This window comes from Thalassospira lucentensis MCCC 1A00383 = DSM 14000 (genome assembly GCF_000421265.1).
GTDB lineage: Bacteria > Pseudomonadota > Alphaproteobacteria > Rhodospirillales > Thalassospiraceae > Thalassospira > Thalassospira lucentensis.
Genome location: NZ_ATWN01000009.1, coordinates 131,286 through 152,556, shown reverse-complemented (window position 1 = coordinate 152,556; position 21,271 = coordinate 131,286). Strand labels below are relative to the sequence as shown.

At 54.0% G+C, this 21,271-nt stretch carries 25 protein-coding genes and 1 tRNA gene; 9 read left to right on the top strand and 17 right to left on the bottom strand.

Going from position 1 to position 21,271, the window contains the following annotated elements:
* Window positions 1-344: 344 nt before the first annotated feature.
* Together K355_RS0117910 and K355_RS0117905 are read right to left on the bottom strand one after the other, a co-directional pair.
* Window positions 345-1,280 (bottom strand): AraC family transcriptional regulator, encoded by a 936-nt coding sequence (locus K355_RS0117910; RefSeq protein ID WP_022733537.1) that lies wholly within the window; start codon window positions 1,278-1,280, stop codon window positions 345-347.
* 133 nt (window positions 1,281-1,413) lie between these two features.
* On the bottom strand, window positions 1,414-1,758 hold the full coding sequence (locus K355_RS0117905) for a hypothetical protein (RefSeq protein ID WP_022733536.1): 345 nt from the start codon (window positions 1,756-1,758) through the stop codon (window positions 1,414-1,416).
* A gap of 160 nt (window positions 1,759-1,918) precedes the next feature.
* On the opposite strand from K355_RS0117905, the gene K355_RS0117900 reads away from it, so the two are divergent.
* The 6 genes from K355_RS0117900 (at window position 1,919) to K355_RS0117870 (ending at window position 7,581) form a co-directional block, all read left to right on the top strand.
* Complete coding sequence (locus K355_RS0117900; RefSeq protein ID WP_022733535.1) at window positions 1,919-2,818, top strand: LysR substrate-binding domain-containing protein; 900 nt, start codon at window positions 1,919-1,921, stop codon at window positions 2,816-2,818.
* Between the two features lie 551 nt (window positions 2,819-3,369).
* The gene (locus K355_RS0117895) at window positions 3,370-4,278 is read left to right on the top strand and encodes a DMT family transporter (RefSeq protein WP_022733534.1); all 909 of its coding nucleotides are present in this window, start codon (window positions 3,370-3,372) and stop codon (window positions 4,276-4,278) included.
* Window positions 4,279-4,503: 225 nt separating this feature from the next.
* A complete protein-coding gene (locus K355_RS24350) occupies window positions 4,504-5,487 on the top strand; it encodes a DMT family transporter (RefSeq protein WP_022733532.1) in 984 nt (327 codons plus the stop codon).
* A gap of 100 nt (window positions 5,488-5,587) precedes the next feature.
* Window positions 5,588-6,616 carry a permease gene (locus tag K355_RS24345; RefSeq protein ID WP_022733531.1) on the top strand — a complete coding sequence of 343 codons (1,029 nt, stop codon included), beginning with the start codon at window positions 5,588-5,590 and terminating at the stop codon, window positions 6,614-6,616.
* A gap of 127 nt (window positions 6,617-6,743) precedes the next feature.
* Window positions 6,744-7,088 (top strand): ArsR/SmtB family transcription factor, encoded by a 345-nt coding sequence (locus K355_RS0117875; RefSeq protein WP_022733530.1) that lies wholly within the window; start codon window positions 6,744-6,746, stop codon window positions 7,086-7,088.
* Window positions 7,078-7,581, top strand: a complete 504-nt coding sequence (locus tag K355_RS0117870; protein WP_022733529.1) for an SRPBCC family protein — start codon at window positions 7,078-7,080, stop codon at window positions 7,579-7,581. Before K355_RS0117875 ends, K355_RS0117870 begins: the two co-directional genes overlap by 11 nt.
* Window positions 7,582-7,863: 282 nt before the next feature.
* Here the strand turns inward: K355_RS0117870 and K355_RS0117860 are convergent, their stop codons facing one another.
* Genes K355_RS0117860 through gstA form a run of 3 tightly spaced genes read right to left on the bottom strand, consistent with a single transcriptional unit; the run spans window position 7,864 to window position 9,077 of the window.
* Entirely contained in the window at window positions 7,864-8,085 is a 222-nt protein-coding gene (locus tag K355_RS0117860) for a tautomerase family protein (protein WP_022733527.1), read from the bottom strand.
* A 3-nt stretch (window positions 8,086-8,088) separates the two neighbouring features.
* The gene (locus K355_RS0117855) at window positions 8,089-8,469 is read right to left on the bottom strand and encodes a nuclear transport factor 2 family protein (protein ID WP_022733526.1); all 381 of its coding nucleotides are present in this window, start codon (window positions 8,467-8,469) and stop codon (window positions 8,089-8,091) included.
* A complete protein-coding gene (gstA, locus tag K355_RS0117850) occupies window positions 8,469-9,077 on the bottom strand; it encodes a glutathione transferase GstA (protein WP_022733525.1) in 609 nt (202 codons plus the stop codon). The genes K355_RS0117855 and gstA overlap by 1 nt, the downstream gene beginning before the upstream one ends.
* A gap of 112 nt (window positions 9,078-9,189) precedes the next feature.
* Here gstA and K355_RS0117845 point away from each other — a divergent pair, with 112 nt between their 5' ends.
* The 3 genes from K355_RS0117845 (at window position 9,190) to K355_RS0117835 (ending at window position 11,388) form a co-directional block, all read left to right on the top strand.
* On the top strand, window positions 9,190-10,077 hold the full coding sequence (locus K355_RS0117845) for a LysR family transcriptional regulator (RefSeq protein WP_022733524.1): 888 nt from the start codon (window positions 9,190-9,192) through the stop codon (window positions 10,075-10,077).
* Between the two features lie 308 nt (window positions 10,078-10,385).
* Complete coding sequence (locus K355_RS0117840) at window positions 10,386-10,754, top strand: type II toxin-antitoxin system HicB family antitoxin (RefSeq protein WP_033369060.1); 369 nt, start codon at window positions 10,386-10,388, stop codon at window positions 10,752-10,754.
* Window positions 10,755-10,818: 64 nt separating this feature from the next.
* Complete coding sequence (locus K355_RS0117835; RefSeq protein ID WP_022733523.1) at window positions 10,819-11,388, top strand: hypothetical protein; 570 nt, start codon at window positions 10,819-10,821, stop codon at window positions 11,386-11,388.
* A 182-nt stretch (window positions 11,389-11,570) separates the two neighbouring features.
* Here the strand turns inward: K355_RS0117835 and K355_RS0117830 are convergent.
* The 12 genes from K355_RS0117830 to K355_RS0117775 form a co-directional block, all read right to left on the bottom strand.
* Window positions 11,571-11,647, bottom strand: a tRNA-Met gene (locus K355_RS0117830).
* Window positions 11,648-11,826: 179 nt separating this feature from the next.
* A complete protein-coding gene (mnmA, locus tag K355_RS0117825; protein ID WP_022733522.1) occupies window positions 11,827-12,972 on the bottom strand; it encodes a tRNA 2-thiouridine(34) synthase MnmA in 1,146 nt (381 codons plus the stop codon).
* 117 nt (window positions 12,973-13,089) lie between these two features.
* Window positions 13,090-13,788 carry a thiaminase II gene (gene tenA / locus K355_RS0117820; protein ID WP_022733521.1) on the bottom strand — a complete coding sequence of 233 codons (699 nt, stop codon included), beginning with the start codon at window positions 13,786-13,788 and terminating at the stop codon, window positions 13,090-13,092.
* A 146-nt stretch (window positions 13,789-13,934) separates the two neighbouring features.
* Window positions 13,935-14,132: a Fe-S cluster assembly protein IscX gene (gene iscX, locus K355_RS0117815; protein ID WP_022733520.1), complete on the bottom strand. Its 198-nt coding sequence runs from the start codon at window positions 14,130-14,132 to the stop codon at window positions 13,935-13,937.
* A gap of 60 nt (window positions 14,133-14,192) precedes the next feature.
* On the bottom strand, window positions 14,193-14,528 hold the full coding sequence (locus K355_RS0117810) for a ferredoxin family 2Fe-2S iron-sulfur cluster binding protein (protein WP_022733519.1): 336 nt from the start codon (window positions 14,526-14,528) through the stop codon (window positions 14,193-14,195).
* A gap of 146 nt (window positions 14,529-14,674) precedes the next feature.
* The gene (gene hscA / locus K355_RS0117805) at window positions 14,675-16,573 is read right to left on the bottom strand and encodes a Fe-S protein assembly chaperone HscA (protein WP_022733518.1); all 1,899 of its coding nucleotides are present in this window, start codon (window positions 16,571-16,573) and stop codon (window positions 14,675-14,677) included.
* Between the two features lie 26 nt (window positions 16,574-16,599).
* Complete coding sequence (gene hscB / locus K355_RS0117800; RefSeq protein WP_022733517.1) at window positions 16,600-17,244, bottom strand: Fe-S protein assembly co-chaperone HscB; 645 nt, start codon at window positions 17,242-17,244, stop codon at window positions 16,600-16,602.
* A 172-nt stretch (window positions 17,245-17,416) separates the two neighbouring features.
* Entirely contained in the window at window positions 17,417-17,758 is a 342-nt protein-coding gene (locus tag K355_RS0117795; protein WP_022733516.1) for a HesB/IscA family protein, read from the bottom strand.
* 44 nt (window positions 17,759-17,802) lie between these two features.
* Window positions 17,803-18,207: a Fe-S cluster assembly scaffold IscU gene (iscU, locus tag K355_RS0117790; RefSeq protein ID WP_022733515.1), complete on the bottom strand. Its 405-nt coding sequence runs from the start codon at window positions 18,205-18,207 to the stop codon at window positions 17,803-17,805.
* A gap of 74 nt (window positions 18,208-18,281) precedes the next feature.
* Complete coding sequence (locus K355_RS0117785; protein ID WP_022733514.1) at window positions 18,282-19,505, bottom strand: IscS subfamily cysteine desulfurase; 1,224 nt, start codon at window positions 19,503-19,505, stop codon at window positions 18,282-18,284.
* A 28-nt stretch (window positions 19,506-19,533) separates the two neighbouring features.
* On the bottom strand, window positions 19,534-20,661 hold the full coding sequence (locus K355_RS24340) for a cysteine desulfurase family protein (protein WP_022733513.1): 1,128 nt from the start codon (window positions 20,659-20,661) through the stop codon (window positions 19,534-19,536).
* 60 nt (window positions 20,662-20,721) lie between these two features.
* Window positions 20,722-21,204, bottom strand: coding sequence for an Rrf2 family transcriptional regulator (locus tag K355_RS0117775; protein ID WP_022733512.1), 483 nt, complete (start codon window positions 21,202-21,204; stop codon window positions 20,722-20,724).
* Window positions 21,205-21,271 lie beyond the last annotated feature (67 nt).

The window sequence follows — 21,271 nt, the reverse complement described above, 5'->3', positions numbered from 1 at the left end:
TCATTTTCTGATCGCCAACTTGTAATCAACCGCAGCACGATTAACCGCAAATGCACATGGTGCGAGACAGAAATCATCGCTGCGAATTAACGAACACACCATCACGGCGGCAATCGTTTTCGGGCCTTATGGGGGAGTATTTGCGAGCAGCCACACAAGTGTCTTGTGCGTACTGATACGCGCAAAGGTGATGATGGAAATGGGCTCGAAAAAATAAGGAAAACTAGTAAAAGATCACGACAACCGATGGTCACGCGGCCAGATCGTACTTGTCATGACAAAAAGCCAGACGGCACATGCCCCTTGCACGATGTTAGCGCTAACACTCTTTTGAAATCAGCACCTTAAGATATGTCGCGGTATTTTGCCGGTGTCACACCGGTCATGGCGCGAAAACGGGTGGTCAGATGCGCCTGACTGGAAAAGCCGGTGGCATGTGCAATTTCCGCCACAGCATATTGCCCGGATCGCAACATCGTCATCGCCAGCTCGATCCGACGCCGCAAGACAAACTTATGCGGTGCTTCGCCGACCGATTTTCGAAACATGCGGGCAAAGTGATAGGGCGACAGGCCGGAAACCGCCGCCAATTCCTCAATCGTCAGGGCTGCCTCCAGATTGGCATCGACATAATCAAACACCCGTCGTTTGATCACTGGGGACAATCCACCGCGCACCTTAAAGCCCAGATCACGCCGCGTTGAATAGCTGCGCAACATATGGCCCATCAACAATTGCCCGGCATGTGACATCGCCATCCGGTCAGCCGGAACATCCCAATCAAGGGGCAACATGGCATGACGCACGGTTTGTTCGATCAGGGGATCAAGAAAGAAGGTCTTCTCGGGGACCTCGACGCCGTTGGGTTCAATGTCAAAGGCCTCAACCACCGCCCGTTCCCAAGACGCATGCGGGATATAAAGGTGAAACAGTTCCACCTCACCCTGAACAACCCAGTCTGACGTCATGTGGGCTGGCATCAAACAACAACGCCCGGGCCCACCGCCCGTCAACGGATCTGCACCGATTTTACGCTGAATGCCGGTCCCGCCATTCACATACAGACTGATGGTGTGATGGTCCGGATCGGTATAGCGCGTCAGGACATCGGCCTTACGCCGCCAGTGTGCCACCGAAATGCTGTCACCAAAATCACCGGCACGCAGCAGATTTGCATCCCCAATCAACTGATTGAAGACTTCAAATTTCTGATAGCGCCCATTGGGTTCGAACTTTGCCTGCTCGGTTCCGGGCACAGATGCGAATTGCGGTTCTGGCATCGGTATTCCTGACTTTCTGAACACAGATCATCGCACCATGTATCTTAATTGCAAAGCCCCATGCGCGCATCCCTGCCCTGTTTTGCGCAAGAATGTGAAAACAGGGCAGCACGGATGTCGTTTTCAAGACGCCTCAATCCTTTTTCTTTGGGCTGGGCCACGCCAGAACCATACCGGCAACCACATCGTGCGCGGCAACCCCCCGCCCGGTTTGACGGCCGTTTGTGCCCTGCATCTGTTCGGACAATTCGGCCGCCGTCATGCCCGAAATATCGCGAAGTGTTTCCGGATCAAGCGACAGCGTTTTCTTCAATGATTTTTGCTTCTGACGATTTTCGCGCCATGCCGTCAAGGCATTCAGGAAACGCCTGGCAAAACTTTCGCACTTTGAGGATGACAGCGTCACACCAGCCTGAGCACACGCTTGTGATGCACTGCTTCGTTGAGTGTTTTCGTAGGATATGAAGGATGCGGCCATGAGAATCTCCAATCGTTGTTTTTTAAACAATGAACATTTCTCATTGATGAGACAAACGAGAAGATTTAACATCATGGATTAGATATTCTCACAGATATAATTTTCTGTCGGTGGCAGCACTCATAACGAGATGCCATTCACCAAAACAATGAGGCTGGCGATGAACACGACTCCCGCCCTGATCCATAACCTTGATCTGGACCTTGCACGGACTTTTGTTGCCATCTGCGAAACCGGTAATTTTTCGCGCGCGGCCGAAAAGGTTCATCGCAGTGCATCAGCCATCAGCCTGCAGGTCAAAAAACTTGAAGGCATGGTTCAACGTGAACTGTTTAAACGCGAAACCCGCCGTGTCAGCCTGACGGAAGACGGCGAAGTGCTTTTGGGCTATGCGCGCAGGCTTTTAAAACTCAATGACGAAGCCATGTCGCATTTTCATGCGCCGGAATTTTCCGGGACCGTGCGGCTGGGTGTTCCCAATGACACCGGCATCATCGCCATTCCCGAAATCCTCAAACGCTTTGCCGACAGCCACCCGCATGTCGATATCGACGTCCATCTTGGCCCGACCTATAATCTGCGCCATCGCGTTTCCGATGGTGAAATTGACGTGGCGGTGTTTAGCTACGATCCCGAACTTGACCCGCAACCACCGATACATTCCGAACCGCTTGTCTGGCTTGGTGCGCGGCATGGCACAGCCCTTGATAAACGTCCGGTCCCAATGGCGATGGCCGAACAGGGATGTTATTGGCGCACCATGGCGCTCAAGGCGCTTGACGAAGCCGACGTCAATTACCGCATTGCCTACACCAGCGAGTTTTGTCAGGCCCAGATTGCCGCAGTGCGTGCCGATCTTGCGATTGCGCCCCTACCGATCAGCGTGATTTCCGATGATCTGGTGCATCTTGGCCCGCGCCATGGCCTGCCGGAACTGGGCGAATACCGTATGACCCTTGCCAAACGCGATGGTTTCGGTGCAGTCGAAGAAGCCCTTGCCACGCACGTCGTCGCCGGGTTCAGGAAAATATCGGAACGCGGCATGCGGCTGTTTGCCTAAGCATATCCGACGAGGAACAAATACGTTCTGCCACGTCACGTACTTAAACTAAGGACGAAAAGTCCCTTTTTCACACCAATAGCGAACAGTGACTCCTAGCTGTTGGGCAAATAGTCCTGCCGTGATCGCGCAGTTTTCCTGATTGTATGAGGGCGAACTTTCCGCCGCATCGAAAGTCGCAATATGTATTCGCATGTTTGCGTCCAATGAAGATGCTCGATATAGAGTGAAAACATGATTGTCGTCACATCCTCCTAACAGAAGAACTAGTCCGACTGTTATCCAGACGTTCCTTTTCATGCCCCCTCCATAACTACTTTCACCAGATAGATAAAATCACGGTATCTCTAAACATGCGCCAGATTGATGCTCTGACCATCGGAACAATATGGCACAAGAACATGAAAAACACCGCAAGAACGTGAAAGCCATCGCAGCGGTTTTCGGGCTTAATCAGGCGGATCGGGTATGCCCCACATATCCGTTGCACACCCTTAGCCACCCCCTCGCGCGCCACCAATCGCGCCCGTCTTTGATTGAAAGCCCCGCATATGACCGCCCTTCTGTTTGTCATCGTTACCGCCTGCTGGGGATTTACCTGGTACGCGATCAAGCTTCAAATCGGGCCGATCCCGGTTGAAACATCGATCTTTTACCGCTTTGCACTGGCGGCCATCGTGCTGTGCGGGTTCTTGCTGATCAGCCGCAAATGGCGCCCGGTACCATGGCGCGCCCATCCGTGGTGCGTGCTTCTGGGCTGTGGGCTGTTTAGCATCAACTTTATCCTGATGTATTCTGCGACCGCCTATATCGCGAGCGGCATTGTCGCGGTAATTTTCACCACCTCGACCATTTTTAACGCGCTGGGCAACTGGGCGTTTTATGGCAACCGTCCGGGGATGCGCTTTGTGTTTGGGGCTGCCTTTGGTCTTGCCGGGATTGCCTGCCTGTTTGCCAATCAGATTTACGCGCTGTCGCATAACCCGCATGCCATCACTGGCATGTTGCTGGCGCTATGCGGGACGGCGGTGTTTAGCTGTGGCAACATGGTCTCGGTCAAACTGCATGCCATGGGCATTCCCAACCGCGATGCGGTGGCGCGCGGCATGGTCTATGGCACGGTACTCTTGTTTATCTTTGCAGGTTTGCGCGGGCAAACACCCGTGATGCCGACAGAACCGCTTTACATCGGTGGCTTGCTCTATCTTGCCATTCCTGGGTCGGTCGTTGCCTTCCTTGCCTATCTGGCGCTGGTCAACCGGGTTGGGGCCGGACGAGCGGCCTATGTCACGGTTCTGTTCCCGGTCGTGGCCCTGACGGTATCGACCTTCCTTGAAGGATACGTCTGGACACCGATTGGCGCATCGGGCCTTGCGATGATCCTGCTGGGCAACATCACCATCTTTGCCAGACTGCCAAAATTCATTGGTATGAGGAATAAAACAGTCCCTGCGGACTAAAGATTTTTACATCAGACAAAAACGGGGCGGTTCGATTTTCGGGCCGCCCCGTTTTGCCTTTAAGGAGGCCACGGCGGCAATCCAGTCCGCCAGATCATCCATCATCCTCGCAACATCATATGCCCACATCCCGGCTGGCATTCACGTCCGGAAGTGGCCAGCCGTCCGATTGGTTTTGCCATAGGCTCCGTTTGTCATCACGCCCCACATAGGACGGAACAAACGATGTTGCCCCATGAAATAAAGACACGCTGCCTTGAACTTGACGAATATGCCGATAGCCGCACCAGTGGTCACACCGACCGCGCACGGCATGCGCCTTCCCCACAACAAATAAAACCGTCCACACGGGAAACCAGCGCGATGGATGGCAAAAGCTGGCTGATGCTGATTGTGCTGTCGATCCTGTGGGGGGGATCGTTTTTCTTTACCGAAATTGCGCTTGTCGATTTGCCACCCTTTACGCTGGTGCTGTGCCGGGTGGCGATTGCATCGCTGATCCTGTGGTGGGTGGTGTTGCTGCGCAATGTTCCGATCCCGCGTGATCCGAAATTCTGGGGTGCGATTGCGGTGATGGGGGCGCTGAATAACCTTGTGCCATTTTCGCTGATTGTCTGGGGCCAAACCCATATCGCCAGTGGCCTGGCGGCGATCCTGAATGGCACCACCCCGCTTTTCGCCATCATTATTGCCCATATCGCAACCGACACCGAAAAACTAAACCTGCGTAAGGCAGCGGGCGTTTTAATCGGCTTTGCCGGGGTTCTTGTCGTGATTGGCATGCCCGAAGCAAAGACATCCGCCGCGACAGACTTGCTTTCCAAGCTCGCCCCCTGCGCGGTTCTGCTGGCGGCGATATCCTATGGCTGTGCCGGGGTATATGGCCGCCGGTTTAGTTCCACATCCCCAATCCTGACGGCAGCGGGCATGACCAGCGCATCCAGCCTAATGCTGGTCCCATTGGCCGCCGTGGTTGATACCCCGTGGCACCTGCCCGTCCCCTCGCCCACCACCATTATGGCCGTTCTGGGGATCGCAGCACTTAGCACCGCCCTTGCCTATATCCTGTATTTCGCGATCCTGAAACGGGCGGGTGCCAGCAACCTTTTGCTCGTCACTTTCCTGATCCCGGTCAGTGCAATCTTGCTTGGGCTTGGGCTGGCGGTGATTGACGGGCGGTTGGTCAAACGACTGCGCAGAGAAACATAAACCTGTTCCCGTTGTTGGCTTTTGCATTTGTCTCGTTTTTGCGTTTTACATATCCGCTACATGCAGTGATCATTCAATTGCCTTCACACAAGGAGCAGGCATGAACGGGCACAGTGCGGCAGCAAACAGATCGAAGATCGGCCTAATTGTTCTGGCCGTCGCACTCGCGACAACGGCCATCATTGTTTGGTCCACGCAGGCATGGATTATGGCGCGTTTTATTGCCCTTAGCCTGCTTTCCGTGGCACCCGTTGTCGTGCCGGGAATTGTTCTGACCGCCTGGGTCATGGCAAGCGGCGCAGACGCCCATATTGCACGCGCGTTCGAAGGCAGGCTTTTCCCCACGGTGATCGTGGCCTCGGCAATCGGTGCAATCACCCCGGTCTGTGGCATCACGATATTGCCTTTAATGGCGGGCTTGCTGGCAGCGGGAATACCATTAGCCCCGGTCATGGCCTTTTGGCTGGCATCTCCGATCACGGACCCTGCGATGCTTGCCACGACTGTCGCAACACTTGGCCTCAGCTTTGCTGTCGGCAAGACTCTGGCCGCTTTCGGGTTGGGGCTTTGGGGAGGTTTCATCACATCGGTATTTTCGTCAAGCCCATGGGTTACTACGCCGTTACGGAACAACAAACTGGTCGGCAGCATTCAGCAATGCCAAATCTCCGAACAAACACCATTCACAGCCCGCATCTGGTCAGATGCTTCGCGCCGCGCCAGCTTTAAACGAAACTTTATCGCGACGACGCGGCTGATCCTGATCTGTTTGATCCCCGCCTTTGCTGCGGAACATGCACTTAACGCCGTGCTGCCCGCCCAAGCCCTGTCCGCGTTCGTCGGCGAAGACGTATGGTGGGCCATCCCCTTTGCCGTATTCGTCGGCGCACCCGCATATCTCGACGGGTATGCAGCATTACCACTGACGCGCGGGTTGATGGAGCACGGAATGTCTTCCGGTGCGGCCATGGCCTTTCTGGTGTCTGGCGGGGTGGTGAGCATCTGGGGCGCATTGGCGATACTCCCTATCCTGAAACTCAAGACCTTCTTTTTGTATCTCGCGCTCGCCGTTTCCGGCTCCCTGATCGCAGGATATGTCTTTGATTTGGTATCCCGAGACCTGTCCTGATCAATCACATCGAAATCCTACGCGACCGATAAGCCCTGTTTCAGCTTCCCTTGGGGACATCAAAATAAAATAGCCGATAAAACACTTAGCTATTGATCTAACTTTTCAGTGCATTATAGTTAGCTATATGGATAACTATAATGCATCACTCGACACCCTCTTTCACGCACTGGCCGACCCGACCCGCAGGGCGGTGGTCCAGCGTTTAGTGAAAGGCCCGGCACCGGTCAAGGAATTGGCTGCACCGTATGATATGGCCCTGCCCTCTTTCATGAAGCATATCAGCGTGCTGGAAGAAGCGGGATTGATTGCGTCAAAAAAGCAGGGGCGCGTGCGCACCTGTACGTTCAATCCCGACAAGTTGGCGGCAGCAGAAAAATGGTTCGATGACCAGCGCACCATCTGGGCAAGCCGCTTTGACAATCTCGACACTCTACTGACAACCCTTCAGGGAGAAACCGATGAAACCTGATCTGCGCTTTGACTTTATCGCCGACATGCAAAAAAGCACCCTGACCGTCCGGCGCGAATTTGCTGCCAAACGGCAACTGGTGTGGGATTGCTATACCAAGTGCGAACTTCTCGACCAATGGTACGCGCCCAAGCCGTTGACAACGAAAACCAAGTCTTTTGATTTCAACGAGGGCGGGCATTGGCATTTTGCCATGATCGACCCGAATGGCACCCATTACTGGAGCCGCACGGATTACGAAACGATCACTCCGATTGATGGTTATACCGGCTATGACGGCTTCACCGACGAGACCGGAGTTATCAACCCTGATCTGCCGCGCTCTCACATCAACATGACCTTTACCGACAAGGGGGACCATACACTGACCGAAACGGTGGTGAGCTATAACGCGCCCGAAGACCTGCAAACGGTCATTGATATGGGCATGGAGGATGGCATGACCTCGACCCTTGAGCGGCTTGACGAATTGCTGGTGAAATTGACGGCTTAAGCTGGCGCCCCAAATGCAAAAGGACCGGTACGACCGGTCCTTTTTCCATTTATGCCGCAGAATATCGGGCGGCTTTTAGGATAAAGGGGGACTGTCCACTTTTCCCAATAGTGTCCCAGCAAGCGCCGCAGCCAAAATATGGCAAAAGCCGCTGTCGGGGCACCGCCCCGCTGGCCGACTTCTGCACTCATTGCCGCCATGATGGGGATCGCCACGCCGGCCCCGAACTTTTGGGAACCGGCGTACTGTTGATTTAGACGTGTCTGCATAAATGGTCAGGGCTTAGCTTTCTGTCGCCCTGATATCGCGCACGGATCGTCCCGATATGCCCCAATCGTCAAGTGACACCTCGTCAATCACGACGAACGTGGTTGCTGGCGACTTATTCAGAACGCTCTGGAGCAGGTCCGTAACGCCCTTGATCAATTGCGTTTTTTCCTCTGGTGTTGGACCGGTTCCGTCCGGCCCACCTTCGCGGGTTACCTTGATATTGACGTAGGGCATCGCTCACCCCTCCTTTTCCTGATAGGCAAAAACCTTGGTGAGCACCTGCCAGCCCGCATCGGTATGAATCAGCGTAAGCAGGTCTTGATAATCCCGGCCCATCATCGTCATGCGGGCTTCTACCAAGCCCATTTGACGACTGATCAGCTTGACCCGATCAACGCTTTCGCTGCGATTTTCGCCGCGTTTGGCCGGGGGTTCGCGGTTATCGATCCGCGTCATGTAGGCCTCAATATCCATGAACTCGTGATTGCCTTCGCTGGCATTGATGTAGGCAAGCTTGGGATGAAACACCGTGCGCAGAACCTCACTGTCGGAGTGATAAAGGCCATCGAAATAGCGCTTCATCAAGGCTTCAACTTCCAATTCATCCGCGGATTTCATCACACAAGTCCCTCGGCCTTCATCGCAGCCAGCGTTGCCGGGCGTGCCTGAACACGTTTGACGAACTTGGCAAGGCGTGGCCAATTATCGAGATCGATATCTTTGACATTCGCCCAGTTGACCAGAACAAACGTATAGGCATCGGCAACGGAAAACTGGTTCGCGACAAGGTAATCACGGCCGTCCGCCAAAACGCTTTCGAGATGGTCAAACTTTGTCGCGACCTTGCCCTTTGCTGCGGATTTATCCGCCTCGCTCGACCCATCAGTAAAAAGGGGGCCCCAGGATTTATGTAGCTCTGCCGCGGCAAAGTTTAAAAACTGCTGAAGGCGCGCACGAGCTACTGAACCGGGCTTTGGCGAAAAGGCACGATCCGGGTGGGTATCGGCAATGTATTGGAGGATTGCGACACCTTCGCTGAGGTAATCACCCGTTTCGATCTCAAGTGCCGGAACATAGCCATTCGGGCTGATTTCGCGGTATGTGCGGCCACTTTCGGTGCGCCCTTCCTGAGTATTCACGCCTTCGATATCAAAACGGGCACCCACTTCATGCAACATGATGTGGCTGGCGAGCGAGCATGCACCGGGCATGTAATAGAGTTTCATAGGTAGCTCCTTTGGTTTGATGTATGGCCTCTGTATGCCAACCCAAACGAGCAATTGATAATATTGACTTTTCATATTAATGATCGATAAATAAGATCATGTTGAGGCACGGATGAACCTGGAACAACTCATTGCCGTTGACGCAGTTGTCAGCACCGGCACATTTCGCGGCGCTGCAGACCGGCTGAACAAGGCGCAATCGGCGATCAGCCATCAAGTTCGAAAGCTCGAAGATGAGCTGGGTTTTGCCATCTTCTCACGCGAAGACTACCGCCCTCGCCTGTCATCGGAGGGCGAGGTCTTTTTGCGCGAAGCGACCCGCGTGCTTGATCAGTTTCGCAAGCTTCAGGCAACAGCGCAGGAACTGCGCAGCACACAGGAACCGCTCGTCCGTGTCACGCTTACGGCAACCATATCGCTCGAACCTATCCTGAAAGTTCTGGGTCAGATCGGTGACAAGTTCCCCAATACCCACATCGCTGTCGCAACCGAGATGATGGGCGGGCCCCTGGCCCGATTAATGAAGGGGGATGCCGATCTGATTGTCGCGGGTCTGGAGGGTGTAGAGATCGATCACGTCGAAACCACCCCTGTCGGCTCTGTCGTAATACGCCCCGTCGCGCATCGCAGCTTCGCCGTCGCCCAACGCAGTGGCATGCGATCGCGCATGGAAATGCAAAGCTATGTTCAGGTCATCGTCTCTGGCACCGGCGGGCCGGATTACGATCAGACACGCGACGTCCTTGCTGGTGGGCGGCGTTGGACCGTATCGGATTTTGCCACCAAAAAATCGATCATTATGAATGGACATGGATGGGGTGGCCTCCCCGAACACATGATCACAGATGAGCTTAAAAGCGGCGAACTCGTCGTGCTTAATATAGAAGGATTTCGCCCCCGCCACACCGAAGTCTTTGCGATACGACGACGCGATCAAACCATGGGTCGGGTAATGGGTGAAATCTGGCGGACGCTTCAGATGCAGGCTGGGGCGACTTAAGTCAGACACTCCGCGACACGTACGAAGGAGGGAATTGTAAAAATCAGCCTTTGGGCTGCTTTTTATCCTTGGGCAAAGCCCTGCGGACCGTTGCGCCTTTCGCGCAACGTCTCTCGAAAGCTGCGTGCCTCGCTTTCTCGCGAACCAGTGTTTTTCTTGGAAAAAGGGGACAGTTCCCTTTTTTCTCCCATCCCAAACGGGATCTCACCAAAGGCACGGTCAAAAGCATTGAAAGGCAATCGGGTATAAAGCTGCTGTAAATGGCTTTCCGGTTCTTTACGGACAATGGGAAACAGGATTACAACAGAATGAAACAGACCTATTGGGGGTTGGTACATACCGATGATGATGGCCGCTTCGGGATTTCCTTTCCGGATTTTCCGGGCTGTGTGTCCGCAGCAGATACCATGACGGAATTGGTGGAATTGGGTACAGAAGCCCTTAATTTCCATATTGAAGGCATGCACGCGGACGGCGAAGAAATCCCCGCCCCGTCAGCAGCAGTCGGCCTTGATGATGGCGCAATCGGGATTGTCGCGATCACCGCAACCATTCCGGGGAAGAAGCGACGGATCAACCTGACACTAGATGCCAACCTTATCGACCTGATCGAGGCGAAATACGGCAAACGAGCAGTTTCAAGTTTCCTTGAGGAAGCTGGGCGGAAGGCGCTTTGATCGTTGAGGCTAAAAAGTAAAAAGGGGACTTTCCCCTTTTCAGAAATTCAGAGAACATACTGATATGGAATTAAAAGCGCCGCGTTCTCACAATGATGTATGGAATTTTCTCCGCTGGATCAGCGTTGCTATTGTCGGTTTCTTCTTCACTTTCTCGATCGCAACTTCGCTGTCTCAAACCGGCTATTTCGCAATCATAACTGTCCCGATTACTTACCTCACCTTGTTTGTCGGATTAATTCTTTTTAGTATCTACGTAATCATTATCCCATTTTTCGGGCACGCCATTCAAAAAACGGGAACTAACGAGGAAGCAGAGTGGTCTTGGGGTTTAAAGTTGTGCGCGCTAGGCATCGACCTTATCCATACAACTGTATTTTTAAGCGTTGTTCTTTTCTCTAGCCAAATCGCAACTCAACACGCTTACCTCACGTCAAAACAAGACATTACTCCCACGGTAACCGAGTGTGTTAGAAAAGAATTGAGTGAATACATGCCTTCAACCAATGGTCGCGGCATTTGGCAGTCGGGTATCAACGCAGGCATTGCAGCCATCTCTAACGATCTTGACTTCGGTATCGAATGCGACTCTCCAACTGAACACCTGCCACAAAAATCAGTTTTGAACAATTGAACCCGGCTCAATCGGACATATGGGTAGATTTGTCCTTGGGCGAAGCGCGGCGGACTATCGCCCGATGGGCGATGTCTCTCGAAAGCTGCCTTCGTCGCTTTCTCGCGAACCAGAGGGTTAAAGCCCTCTCCGAGGGAGCCAATTAAAAAACCCGCCAAGCTTTGCTTGACGGGTTTTTTAATTGGTAGCCGAGGAGGGACTTGAACCCCCGACACGCGGATTATGATTCCGCTGCTCTAACCAGCTGAGCTACTCGGCCACAGGATATTCTGTGGTGTTCCGCAACGTTTGGAACGAGGCGGTTTTTAAGTCAGGGATGGCTCCCCGTCAAGCGCCTTTTTGACGTTTTGATCAAAAAAGATATCCACAAAACCGGCGGGCGAGGAACATCTGCCCTCGCCCACAGTAATCGTTGATCCGTCGCTGATCCATTGGGGATCAGGCCGCGGTTGCCGCCCCGGCCATCAGTTCTTCGCGGGTGATCCAGCCGCCACCAAGGACGCGCTCGCCCTGATAGAATACACCCGCCTGCCCCGGCGCGATGCCGAACTGGGCATCATGAAGCTCGATCCGGGCTTCACCGGCGGCTTCGGGGTAAACGGTGGCTGTCGTCGGCTGCATGGCCGAGCGCAGTTTGACTTCGACTTCAACGCCGTTTTCATCAATCTGATCGCCATCAAGCCAATTGAGGTCTTTGACATAGACCAGTTTCTTGGCCAAAGCGGCCTTTGGCCCCACCACGACCTGGCGTTTTTCGGGCACCAGTTTAACCACATAAAGCGGTTCTGCGGTGCCACCGATATTAAGACCACGGCGCTGCCCGACGGTGTAATGGATCAGGCCTCGGTGATCGCCCATGACATTGCCATCAACGTCAACGATCTGGCCCGGTTCACCGGCTTCGGGCCGCAGACGTTCGACCAGACGGGCATATTTGCCATCCGGGACAAAGCAGATATCCTGACTGTCGGGCTTGTCGGCAACTTCAAGGCCGAATTTAGCTGCCAAAGCACGGGTTTCGGCCTTGCTCATCAAATGGCCGAGCGGGAAGCGCAGGAAATCGAGCTGTTCCTGTTTGGTGGTAAACAAGAAATAGCTTTGATCGCGGTTGGCATCGGCTGCACGGTGCAGTTGCGCCTGCCCGTTGGCACCCAGTTTACGCTGCACATAATGGCCGGTCGCCATGCAGTCCGCGCCCAAGTCGTGCGAGGTTTCCAGCAGATCGCGGAATTTGACGGTCTGATTGCATTTCACGCAGGGGATCGGGGTTTCGCCGCGCATATAGCTGTCGGCAAAATCATCGATCACTTCTTCGCGGAAGCGTGATTCGTAATCAAGCACGTAATAGGGAATGTCGATATCCTCGGCCACCTTGCGCGCATCATAGATGTCACGCCCGGCACAGCAGGATTTCGCACGGGTTGGGGCATTTGCCCCCATATCATAAAGCTGAAGCGTAATGCCGACCACGTCGTAGCCTTCTGATTTCAGAAGGGCCGCAACGGCGGAACTATCGACCCCGCCCGACATGGCAACAACCACGCGGGTATCTTCCGGGGCTTTATCAAAGCCAAGAGAGTTCATTTTTTCTCACCCATCCGCGGGTCAAGGCCGCAGCGACAAGAGGTTAATACAAAAGGCAACGGGTGGCCTTCAAACCACCCGTAAAATTCGGTTCGCACTCATATAGGGGATTTCACCCTATTTTGCCAGATCAAGTCCCATTTGCCAGAAATCGGCTTCAAGGCGGCTTGCCATGGCGAATGTTTCACTCAGGCTTTCGATCCGGGCATGCCCGCCGCGCTTGGCAGCGGTATGTTCCAGCAGATCAATTTCGGCCTTTGCCACATCCTGAAATTCATCGGACGCATACATTTCAATCCATGCCCGATATGGATTGCCGTCAAGCACTGTATCAGAACTTGCCATCAAGCGGTTTGCGATTTCGGCATAGCCCACCATACAGGGCATCAGAGCGACCTGAAGGTCCACCACATCGCCCTGAACGCCCCGGTCGAGCACATAGCGCGTGTAGGTGACACACGCCCGCGCTTCGGGCTCTGCGATGATGTCAGCCTCGGAAAGACCCCATCCTTTGCAAAATTCAAGATGCAGGCTCATTTCCATATCAAGGATCGCATGCACAGTGCCGGAAAACTGACGCATCGCGCTTAGGTCTTCGGCCTTATAAACCGCCAGTGCATAAGCACGCGCAAACTGGATCAGGAACAGGTAATCCTGAATAAGATAATGCTTAAACGATGCTTCGGGCAGCGTGCCATTGCCAAGCTGCTTGATGAAATCATGGCAGACATAGCTCTGCCATGCGTCGGGGGCCTGGGCGCGCAATTTGCCAAACAGGCTGTCGGCCGGGATGATGTCGGTGAAGGTTTGGTTCATGGTCGCCCTGCTCTGATCGGTTATGCATATATGCGGATATGAAAAGGCCAGCCTGCGGAAGATTTCCGGGCTGGCCTTAACGATATGGAACGATGCAGCGATGGATTTCCGCCTGTGCGGGAATGACACATCACCCAAGCGCGACTTTAATCTTCGCGTTCGTCGATCCAGGCCATCTGAATGGCTTCGAGAATTTTCTCGTTCGATTTTTCGGGATCGTCGTCGAACCCTTCAAGCGCACAGACCCATTTGTGCAGGTCGGTATAGCGCAGGTTGAGGTTATCCTTCTCAGGATGGGCATCCTCAAGCTCGATCGCGATGTCCTGAATATCTGTCCAGCGCATATCAGTCTCCTTTGGTGGCCGAATGCCACGATGTGCATCCGGTCAAAAAGAAGGTCAAACTTACTTGTCGACCATCATATTGCGGGTCGCTGACGGCAGCTTAACGCGCAGGCCATCAAGTTCGTCACTCATGATGATCTGACAGCCAAGACGCGAGGTTTCGGTCAAGCCGAAAGCAAGGTCAAGCATGTCTTCTTCATCTTCTGACGGCTCGTCAAGTTTATCAAACCAGTCTTCGTCCAGAACGACGTGACAGGTCGAGCACGCAAGCGAACCTTCGCACGCACCTTCAAGGTCGATGCCGTTTTTATGGGCGGCTTCCAGAACGGACAAACCGTCGGCGACGTCGAATTCTTTTTCGGTGCCATCCGGCTCAACAAAAACGATCTTAGGCATCTGTGCCTTTCTCCTCGGTAATACTTTTTGTTCGATCTCTGTTTAACACCCAATCAAAGATTTGGGTGCTGTGTCCGACCTGACCTTTGGCGGTTGCACGGGACAATCGCCGCAAGTGGCCGGTTTGTCAATTATTCGGGTCGTGTTTAGTTAACAGCATCCACATTCTGCCCGGTCAGGGCCTGACGGATGCGGCTATCCATCCGGCTTTCGGCAAACGGGCGCGATGCATTTTCAAGCGCCTCGGCCGCGTCATTAATCACATCACGATCATCGCCGCCCATCGCCGCTTCAAGGTTGGCAATGGCGTTATTGATGTTTTTGTCATCCTCAGGCGTTAACAACGCGCGGTCTGCGTCCATCGCGGCCTGAACGGCAAGGATGTTGCGTTTTGCCTCAACGCGGGCTTCGGTCAGAAGGCGCATCAGCATATCTTCGCGGGCATGGACCATGCTGTCGCGCAGCATGTTGGCCATATCCACCTCATTGATGCCATAGGTCGGCTTGACCGCGACTTCCTGCTCGACACCGGTGGTTTCTTCGCGGGCCGATACGGTCAAAAGACCATCGGCGTCAACATTGAACTGAACGCGAATGCGCGCGGCACCGGCAGCCATCGACGGAATACCGGTCAGGGCAAACCGGGCAAGGGATCGGCACTGATCAACCATTTCGCGTTCGCCCTGCACCACATGGATCATCATGGCCGACTGACCATCCTGATAAGTGGTGAATTCCTGTCCCTTGGCGACCGGGATCGGGGTGTTGCGGTCAATGACCTTTTCAACAATCCCGCCCATGGTTTCCAACCCAAGCGACAGCGGTGTGACATCCAACAGAAGGTTATCAGACCCACCGGTCAATGCTTCGGCCTGAAGGGCGGCACCAAGGGCGACAACTTCGTCCGGGTCGATGTTGGAAAGCGGTTCCTGCTCGAACAAATCGGCCACGGCCTTACGCACCGCAGGCACACGGGTTGAGCCACCGACAAGAACCACGCCCTTGACGTCTTCGGGCAACACATCCGCATCATCAAGAACTTGTTCCGTGATCGCGGTTGTCCGCGAGACCAGCTTTGCAATCATCGCCTCAAAATCGGAACGGGTCACGGAATGGGAGGTCTCAGAACCATTAAGATCCACCGCAACGTCGACTGCATCGCTATCGGTAAGGCCCTCTTTGACCTTACGCGCGGTTTTAAGCAGACGTTTGGCATCCGACGCATCAAGGGCATCGGTCGCCCCGCCGTCTTTGCGCAAAGCCAAAAGATGTTCGGCAATGGCGTGATCAAAATCATCACCACCAAGGGCGGCGTCACCGCCGGTTGCCTTGACCTGAAAAACGCCTTTTTGCATTTTAAGCAGAGAAATATCAAACGTCCCGCCGCCAAGATCGTAAACGGCATAAAGCCCCTCTGCCCCGTTATCAAGGCCATAAGCAAGGGCAGCAGCAGTTGGCTCATTAACCAGACGCAGGACTTCAATCCCGGCAAGGGTCGCTGCATCCTTGGTCGCGGTGCGTGCACCATCATCAAAATAGGCAGGCACGGTAATCACCGCCTTTTCGACCGGCTGATCAAGGCTTTCTTCGGCGCGCGTACGAAGGGCACGCAAAATATCGGCCGATACTTCGACCGGGGTCAAAACGCGGTTACCGACATTAAGGCGCACCATCATCGGACCTGCGCTATCATCATCGGACTTTTCGGGAACTTCAACGTCATAGGGCAAAGTGCCCGCAAGCGATTTGACGTCTTCAATGCCGCGCCCCATCAGGCGTTTGACCGACGAGACAACCCGACTTGCATCGGTGTTGATATGATCACGGGCGGCTTCGCCGACCACGGGGGTATCTTCACCGTAATAGACAACAGACGGCACGATCGCATTGCCACCCGATTTATCGCGCAGGACTTCGGGGGTTTCATCGCGTGATATTGCAACAACCGAATTGGTGGTCCCAAGATCGATACCGACCGCAATCTGGCGTTCGTCTTCGTGGGGAAGTGGCGTTTCGCCCGGTTCGTGGATCTGTAGCAAGGCCATGAATTCTATCCGTTATCTTGAAATGATCAGGCTGCCGCGAGACGCGATTTCTTCGCGCGCGCTTCCTCGGTCATTTTCATCAGGTATCTAAGACGGGTGGTCAGTTTTTTTGCCGTATCAAAGGCATCCTTGGCAAACGCATCGGCAAGATCATTTTCGCATGCACGCGCCTGTTTGCGGGTATCCTTGATCATGGCATCAACCGTCATACGGTTGTCGGCATCATCAAGGGCTTCGCGCATTTCCATCGCTTCCATCAGAAGTTCAGGATCATTGACCGTATGCCCGCCGCCGCCTTCTGGCTCAACCCCGGCCAGACGCAGCATATAATGCGCCCGTGCGACCGGATTTTTCAGCGTTTCGAAGGCTTCGTTAAGGCTGGCGGCCTGCTGCGATGACAGGGCCTGTTCACGGGGCGATTTTGATGCGAAACGATCCGGGTGCAGTTTTTGTTGCTGCTTAAGGTACGTCGCCTCAACCCCGTCAATATCGACAACAAAGGATCGTTCAAGACCAAACCGCTTGAAATGATCAAGCTGACCGGGGGCCTGAATGGCGTTGCATGTATCGCAAAACAGCGCACTGGCCTCAACAGGCCCCTTACAGGACCAGCAAACCTTGTGTGCGGGGTGTTTCATCGTACCCGTATCTTCGGTACCGGTGTTGCTCACGCTATGCACTTCCGAGGATTTAAAACAAATTCAAATTACATCTTACGTCGAACAGGACATATGCAGGTGCAAACAGCTCCATTCAGGCGACGGCCCCGGTGAATTCCTGCGAACTCACTGGGGCCATAACCATCTTCAAAGCAGGTAAAGACCTGACAATCCGTAGGTGATCCTAGATGTGGAAGGACTCACCACAACCACAACGACCTTTTTCGTTGGGATTGCGGAAGACGAACCCTTCTTCCATCTTGGTGACCTCATAATCCATTTCTGTTCCAAGAACGAACATCATGGCTTTTGGGTCAATCAGGATTTTCACGCCATCCTCAAGCTGGACAACTTCTTCAAAGCCACTGGCTTCGTCGGCATATTCCAGCGTGTAGGACAAGCCCGAACACCCTTTGCTGCGCACACCAAGCCGGATGCCTTCGGACGGTTTGCCGCGGCTATCAAGCAACGCCTTGATATGAACAAGCGCTTCTGACGTGACAGAAATCGGTGACGGTAATGCCATGGTCTTCTCCCAAATTCCCGAAAACGGGGGAAAGGCAAAGCTGCTTATTCAGCAGCTTCGACTTCGCCCTGACCGTTTTTGGTTTTGTAGTCGCTGATAGCGGCTTTGATCGCATCTTCGGCCAGGATCGAGCAATGAATTTTAACCGGCGGCAAGGCCAGTTCTGCTGCGATCTGCGAGTTTTTGATCGAACCAGCTTCATCAAGCGATTTGCCCTTGACCCATTCGGTGATCAGCGAGCTCGACGCAATGGCCGAACCGCAACCGAAGGTCTTGAACTTCGCGTCCTCGATGATGCCTTCCGGGGTTACTTTGATCTGCAGCTTCATAACGTCACCACAGGCCGGAGCACCAACAAGACCGGTACCGACGAACGTTTCATTTTTGTCCATCGAACCAACGTTACGCGGGTTTTCGTAATGGTCGATCAGCTTTTCACTATAAGCCATGATAGGAATCCTCCTAAAAGTTCTGTGTCTCTCTCACGAGATAAAAAACGTCGATAAGTCGTCGTCCGTCGTTCTTAGTGCTCAGCCCATTCGATCGACTTAATGTCGATGCCTTCCTGGGCCATTTCCCAAAGCGGGCTCATTTCGCGAAGACGCTCAACCGCAACACTGATTGACTCGATCGCTTCATCAAGCTCTTCCTTGGTCGTGTAACGGCCAATCCCGATACGTAGCGACGTATGGGCGAGTTCTTCGTCAACACCCAGCGCACGCAGCACATAAGACGGCTCAAGCGATGCCGACGTACATGCCGAGCCCGAAGAAACCGCAATGTTTTTGATGTCCATCTGCAGGCTTTCGCCTTCGACGTACGCAAATGAAACATTGAGGTTACCCGAAACGCGGGCTTCTTCGTCACCGTTGAGGTAAATGTCAGCCAGACGATCACGGAACTTCTTAAGCGTGTAATCGCGAAGCTCGGTGATGCGGGCGTTTTCTTCTGCCATTTCGTTCGACAGAATATCACACGCCTTACCAAAACCAACAAGCAACGGTGTCGGCAACGTGCCCGAACGCATGCCACGTTCCTGACCACCACCGGTGATCTGTGCAATAACGCGAACACGTGGGCGACGGCGCACGAACAATGCACCAACGCCTTTCGGGCCATAAAGTTTGTGGGCGGAAATCGACATCAGATCGATGTTCATGTCTTCGACATCAAGATCAATCTTGCCAACAGCCTGTGCGCAATCGGTGTGGAAGAACACTTTGCGTTCACGGCAGATAGCACCGATTTCCTTAAGGGGCTGAATCACACCGATTTCGTTGTTCACACCCATGACGGACACGAGTGCGGTTTCATCGGTGATGGCCGCTTTAAGTTCTTCAAGGTCGATCAGGCCGTTATCCTTAACGCCAAGATAGGTAACTTTGTACCCTTCCTGCTCAAGGTGACGGGCACTGTCGAGCACGCATTTATGCTCGGTCACGACCGTGATCAGATGCGGCTTTTTCTTACCATAGAACTTCATCACACCTTTAAGTGCGAGATTGTTCGATTCTGTCGCACCCGAAGTAAAGATAACTTCCTTGGCCGATGCACCAATGACCTTGGCAACCTGTCCGCGCGCGACTTCAACCGCGTCTTCGGCTTCCCAGCCAAAGCTGTGGTTGCGCGAATGCGGGTTACCGAACTTCTCGGTGAAGTATGGCAGCATCGCATCCACCACCCGCGGATCGGTCGGCGTCGTTGCCTGGTAATCCAGATAGATCGGCTTTGCTTTAAGCTCGTTCATAATTAAGACTTCCTCACTCACTCTCTTGTCAGGCAGCGTGACGCGCCTTCTTGCGCGCTGCATTACCCCTCATCCGGCTCCAAACTCGGACAAACGTATCGATATCTTCGTCGGTCGTTTCCAATCCCAGACTGACCCGAATGGCCGACCCGGTATTGGAAAGTCCCATTTCCTTAAGTACGTGGCTTTCACGTACCTTGCCTGACGAACAGGCAGATCCCGAACTGATTGCAACACCACCTAAATCCAGTGCCATCACCTGAGTTTCCCCGGGCATTCCTGACAGGATCAGGCAACTTGTATTCACCAGCCGCTCCGTTCCTTTTCCGGCAATCACAAGCTCAGGGGCTTCTGATGCCAATTCCGTTTCAAGACGGTCGCGCTTTGCTGCGATCTCCGTCATTTTCGCCATTCCGGCCTCGGCCCGCTGGGCTGCGGCAGCAAAGCCTGCAATGCCCAAAACGTTTTCCGTGCCGCCACGGCGGTACTTTTCCTGACCGCCACCGCGAATTTGCGGCACCAGCATCACACCGGGCGCAATCGCAAGGGCACCGATCCCTTTGGGGCCGCCGATCTTGTGGGCCGAAATCGACACCATATCAACCAGCAGACGTCCCATGTCTAACGGTATACGGCCCAACGCCTGCACTGCGTCACAATGGACCTTTGCCCCGTATTCGCGCGCCAGCAAAGCAACCTTTGCGACGGGCTGAATGACACCGGTTTCATTGTTGGCCAGCATGACCGAAACCAAAACCTTTTCACCCTTTTGCGATGCGTCTTTCAGCATTGCCTCAAGGGCCGTTAGATCAATCACCCCATCGCCATTAACCGGGATGCGCTTGGCATCGGACCGGGCTTCAATCACCGAGGGGTGTTCAACCGCACTGGTGAAAACCGTGACATCTTCCAGCCCACTCAGGGCCAGATTGTTTGCCTCGGTCCCGCCGCTTGTAAAGATCACCCGTTCGGGATCACCCCCAAGCAAATCGGCAATGGTACGGCGCGCATGATCGACAATCTTGCGAGCTGCGCGGCCGCTGGCGTGAACTGAGGACGGGTTCCCCGTGATATCCATCGCAGCGATCATTGCCTGTTGTGCTTCGGAGCACAGCGGCGCGCTTGCGTTGTAATCAAGGTAAACCTGATCGGTCATCAGTTTAAAATCATCCTTATTCGCATTTGCCGTCCCTATACGCACGATATAGAGGACTAATCACTGTGCCGCAACCTGTGACGGCTCTTCTATTTGCGTGGTTTTCGACGGGAAAACCCGCAAGGAACCACTGACATTGCGTCCAACCACATCGGCCAGACTAACGGACGCCAGATAAAGGTAAATCTGATTGCCAAGTTCTTCCCACAATTCATGGGTTTGGCAGCGTCCCTGATTGGCCTTGCATCCTTTTGGCGAACCGGACTTACAGCGGGTTGCGCGGATCGGCTCATCAACAGCCAAGATCACATCGGCAACGCGGGTTTCCTGAGCAGTGCGCGCCAGAAGGTATCCGCCCCCCGGACCACGCACGGAACGGACCAAGCCGCCTTTGCGCAATTTGCCAAAAAGCTGTTCAAGATAAGACAGTGAAATTTCCTGACGGTCCGCGATATCCGCAAGTGCTACCGGTCGGTCCTTGCTGCTTTCAGCGAGATCGACCATCGCCATCACGGCATAGCGGCCTTTGGTACTCAGCTTCACGGTTCATCCTCCTGCCTTGCTGCCCCGGTCATGCTGTTATGTGTGCAAACCTGACAGCGGGCTCTGT

Coding starts and splice junctions, on each gene's coding strand:
- K355_RS0117910 (WP_022733537.1), bottom strand. CDS start 1,280: ATGCCAGAACCGCAATTCGCATCTGTGCCCGGAACCGAGCAGGCAAAG.
- K355_RS0117905 (WP_022733536.1), bottom strand. CDS start 1,758: ATGGCCGCATCCTTCATATCCTACGAAAACACTCAACGAAGCAGTGCA.
- K355_RS0117900 (WP_022733535.1), top strand. CDS start 1,919: ATGAACACGACTCCCGCCCTGATCCATAACCTTGATCTGGACCTTGCA.
- K355_RS0117895 (WP_022733534.1), top strand. CDS start 3,370: ATGACCGCCCTTCTGTTTGTCATCGTTACCGCCTGCTGGGGATTTACC.
- K355_RS24350 (WP_022733532.1), top strand. CDS start 4,504: ATGTTGCCCCATGAAATAAAGACACGCTGCCTTGAACTTGACGAATAT.
- K355_RS24345 (WP_022733531.1), top strand. CDS start 5,588: ATGAACGGGCACAGTGCGGCAGCAAACAGATCGAAGATCGGCCTAATT.
- K355_RS0117875 (WP_022733530.1), top strand. CDS start 6,744: ATGGATAACTATAATGCATCACTCGACACCCTCTTTCACGCACTGGCC.
- K355_RS0117870 (WP_022733529.1), top strand. CDS start 7,078: ATGAAACCTGATCTGCGCTTTGACTTTATCGCCGACATGCAAAAAAGC.
- K355_RS0117860 (WP_022733527.1), bottom strand. CDS start 8,085: ATGCCCTACGTCAATATCAAGGTAACCCGCGAAGGTGGGCCGGACGGA.
- K355_RS0117855 (WP_022733526.1), bottom strand. CDS start 8,469: ATGAAATCCGCGGATGAATTGGAAGTTGAAGCCTTGATGAAGCGCTAT.
- gstA (WP_022733525.1), bottom strand. CDS start 9,077: ATGAAACTCTATTACATGCCCGGTGCATGCTCGCTCGCCAGCCACATC.
- K355_RS0117845 (WP_022733524.1), top strand. CDS start 9,190: ATGAACCTGGAACAACTCATTGCCGTTGACGCAGTTGTCAGCACCGGC.
- K355_RS0117840 (WP_033369060.1), top strand. CDS start 10,386: ATGAAACAGACCTATTGGGGGTTGGTACATACCGATGATGATGGCCGC.
- K355_RS0117835 (WP_022733523.1), top strand. CDS start 10,819: ATGGAATTAAAAGCGCCGCGTTCTCACAATGATGTATGGAATTTTCTC.
- mnmA (WP_022733522.1), bottom strand. CDS start 12,972: ATGAACTCTCTTGGCTTTGATAAAGCCCCGGAAGATACCCGCGTGGTT.
- tenA (WP_022733521.1), bottom strand. CDS start 13,788: ATGAACCAAACCTTCACCGACATCATCCCGGCCGACAGCCTGTTTGGC.
- iscX (WP_022733520.1), bottom strand. CDS start 14,132: ATGCGCTGGACAGATATTCAGGACATCGCGATCGAGCTTGAGGATGCC.
- K355_RS0117810 (WP_022733519.1), bottom strand. CDS start 14,528: ATGCCTAAGATCGTTTTTGTTGAGCCGGATGGCACCGAAAAAGAATTC.
- hscA (WP_022733518.1), bottom strand. CDS start 16,573: ATGGCCTTGCTACAGATCCACGAACCGGGCGAAACGCCACTTCCCCAC.
- K355_RS0117795 (WP_022733516.1), bottom strand. CDS start 17,758: ATGGCATTACCGTCACCGATTTCTGTCACGTCAGAAGCGCTTGTTCAT.
- iscU (WP_022733515.1), bottom strand. CDS start 18,207: ATGGCTTATAGTGAAAAGCTGATCGACCATTACGAAAACCCGCGTAAC.
- K355_RS0117785 (WP_022733514.1), bottom strand. CDS start 19,505: ATGAACGAGCTTAAAGCAAAGCCGATCTATCTGGATTACCAGGCAACG.
- K355_RS24340 (WP_022733513.1), bottom strand. CDS start 20,661: ATGACCGATCAGGTTTACCTTGATTACAACGCAAGCGCGCCGCTGTGC.